The organism is Myxococcus sp. AB025B (assembly GCF_006518215.1).
Taxonomy (GTDB): Bacteria; Myxococcota; Myxococcia; order Myxococcales; family Myxococcaceae; genus Myxococcus; species Myxococcus fulvus.
Genome location: NZ_SRLW01000578.1, coordinates 1 through 2,123, shown reverse-complemented (window position 1 = coordinate 2,123; position 2,123 = coordinate 1). Strand labels below are relative to the sequence as shown.

3 protein-coding genes are annotated in these 2,123 nt (G+C 69.3%); 2 read left to right on the top strand and 1 reads right to left on the bottom strand.

What is annotated here, in order from left to right:
- On the top strand, positions 1 to 829 hold an 829-nt coding region (locus FL311_RS42745), incomplete at its 5' end, for an aldo/keto reductase (protein WP_228557473.1).
- Between the two features lies 1 nt (position 830).
- Here FL311_RS42745 and FL311_RS42740 read toward each other — a convergent pair.
- On the bottom strand, positions 831 to 1,325 hold the full coding sequence (locus tag FL311_RS42740; protein ID WP_141333371.1) for a hypothetical protein: 495 nt from the start codon (positions 1,323 to 1,325) through the stop codon (positions 831 to 833).
- A 162-nt stretch (positions 1,326 to 1,487) separates the two neighbouring features.
- On the opposite strand from FL311_RS42740, the gene FL311_RS42735 reads away from it, so the two are divergent.
- Complete coding sequence (locus tag FL311_RS42735; protein ID WP_141333370.1) at positions 1,488 to 2,012, top strand: pyridoxamine 5'-phosphate oxidase family protein; 525 nt, start codon at positions 1,488 to 1,490, stop codon at positions 2,010 to 2,012.
- The last annotated feature ends 111 nt before the right edge of the window (positions 2,013 to 2,123 follow it).

Below are 2,123 nucleotides of genomic sequence, written 5' to 3'. Positions count from 1 at the left end.
GGCCACCATGCTCACCCGCCCCATCCCCAAGTCCGGCGAGGCACTGCCCGTCATCGGCCTCGGCACCTGGCAGACCTTCGACGTGGGCACCTCCCCCGCCGAGCGCGCCCCCTTGAAGGACGTGCTGCAACGCTTCCTCGACTCAGGCGCGCGCCTCATCGACTCGTCCCCCATGTACGGCCGCGCCGAGCGCGTGGTGGGCGACGTGCTCGCGGCGCTGCCGGACGCGCCCAGGCCCTTCCTCGCGACCAAGGTGTGGACCACCGGCAAGGAGGCGGGGCTCGAGCAGTTGGAGACGTCCGTGCGCGACATGGGGCGTGGACGCATGGAGCTGCTCCAGGTGCACAACCTCGTCGACTGGCGCACCCACCTGCCCGTGCTGCGCGAGTGGAAGGCGAAGGGGCGCGTGCGCTACGTGGGCATCACCCACTACCAGAAGAGCGCCTTCCCGGAGCTGGAGCGCCTGCTGAAGGAGGAGACGCTGGACTTCATCCAGCTGCCCTACTCCCTCACGGACCGCGAGGCGGAGAAGCGGCTCTTGCCCGCCGCCGCCGCGAATGGCGTGGCGGTGCTGGTCATGCAGCCCTTCGCCACCGGCAACCTCTTCAGCCGCGTGAAGGGCCGCGCGCTGCCGGAGTGGGCCCAGGAGTTCGACTGCGACAGCTGGGCGCAGTTCTTCCTGAAGTTCATCCTCGGCCACCCCGCGGTGAACTGCCCGCTGCCCGCCACGAGCAATCCCAGACACGTGGCCGACAACGTGCGCGCGGGCTTCGGACGCATGCCCGACGCGAAGACACGCGAGCGCATGGCCCGCGTGCTGGACACTTGAGCTACAGCTCCGGGTCCGGCGTGTACTGCACCTCACCGGTGGCGGCGAGCACCACGCCGGTGCCCGGCTCGCCCGCGTCATCATCGCGGCCGACCTCCAGCACCTCGTCCTTCGAGTCCCACTGCCCCAGGTAGTACGAGCCGCCGGCCACCATGCACGCCTTGCCGTCCGACACCACCGTCTCCACCACCTCCTGCTTGTCGCTGGTCGCGCGCAAGAGCGTCCACGGCTTGCCGTCCTCGCGGAACTCGCGGACCATCTCCTCCAGCTCCGCGTCGCTCGGCGTGCCCTTGTCCAGGGTCTGCTTCTCCCACCGACGCCCGTCCCTCGCCGGCTGCCGCTCCTTCCACGCCCGCCCCAGCTCCAGGAGCTTCTCCTCCGCCGCGTCCTGCAGCCCGTGCATCTCCTCGGGCAGCTCGATCTCCTCCAGCGCCAGCAGCGCCGTCTCAATCTGCAGCGCCTTGAGGCACCACTCGTTCCACGCGGTCTTCAGCATCGTCGCACTCGCTTTCCATCCCCGGAACACGGCAACCACCCCGCCACCGTGAGGGCTTTGCACGCCCACTACCACACCGCCCGCCTGCCCTGGCGCCATCCAGCCGGCCCCACCCGCCCCGGCCTCCGGACACTGCCTAGTTTTCAAGGTCAGGAGGCAACCATGAGCAAGAAGCAGGAGCAGGGCACGCGAGGCGCCGTCAAACACCTGGGGCAGCTCATCCACGGCATCAAGGTCGCCATGATGACCACGGTGGATGCCGACGGGAGCCTGCACAGCCGTCCCATGTGGACCCAGGACCATGACTTCGACGGAGAGCTCTGGTTCTTCACCCGCGAGCACTCACACAAGGTGGACGAGGTGGAGCAGGACCACCACGTCAACGTCTCCTTCTCCGACCCCACCAGGGACCGCTACGTCTCCGTCAGCGGCCGCTGCCAGCTGGTGAAGGACCCACGCAAGGTTCGCGAGCTGTGGAACCCCACGCTCAAGGCCTGGTTCCCCGACGGCATGGATGATCCCGAGCTCGCGCTCCTGTGCGTGCGCGTCGAGCGCGCCGAGTACTGGGACACGCCCTCCAGCCGCATGGTGCAGTTGGTCGGCATGGTGAAGGCCGCGCTCACCGGCAAGAGCTACGCCCCGGGAGACCACCAGTCCCTGGAGCTGGGCGGCTCCCGCTCCCACTGACACTTGGGGTTGCGCCACGACGCCCTGGGCGCCATGACAGGCCCGCAGCCGACCGTTCGCTTCCGGGCCGTCCCACACCCCTCGAAGGCGCCTCCCCACCCGTCAACACCC

Coding starts and splice junctions, on each gene's coding strand:
- FL311_RS42740 (WP_141333371.1), bottom strand. CDS start 1,325: ATGCTGAAGACCGCGTGGAACGAGTGGTGCCTCAAGGCGCTGCAGATT.
- FL311_RS42735 (WP_141333370.1), top strand. CDS start 1,488: ATGAGCAAGAAGCAGGAGCAGGGCACGCGAGGCGCCGTCAAACACCTG.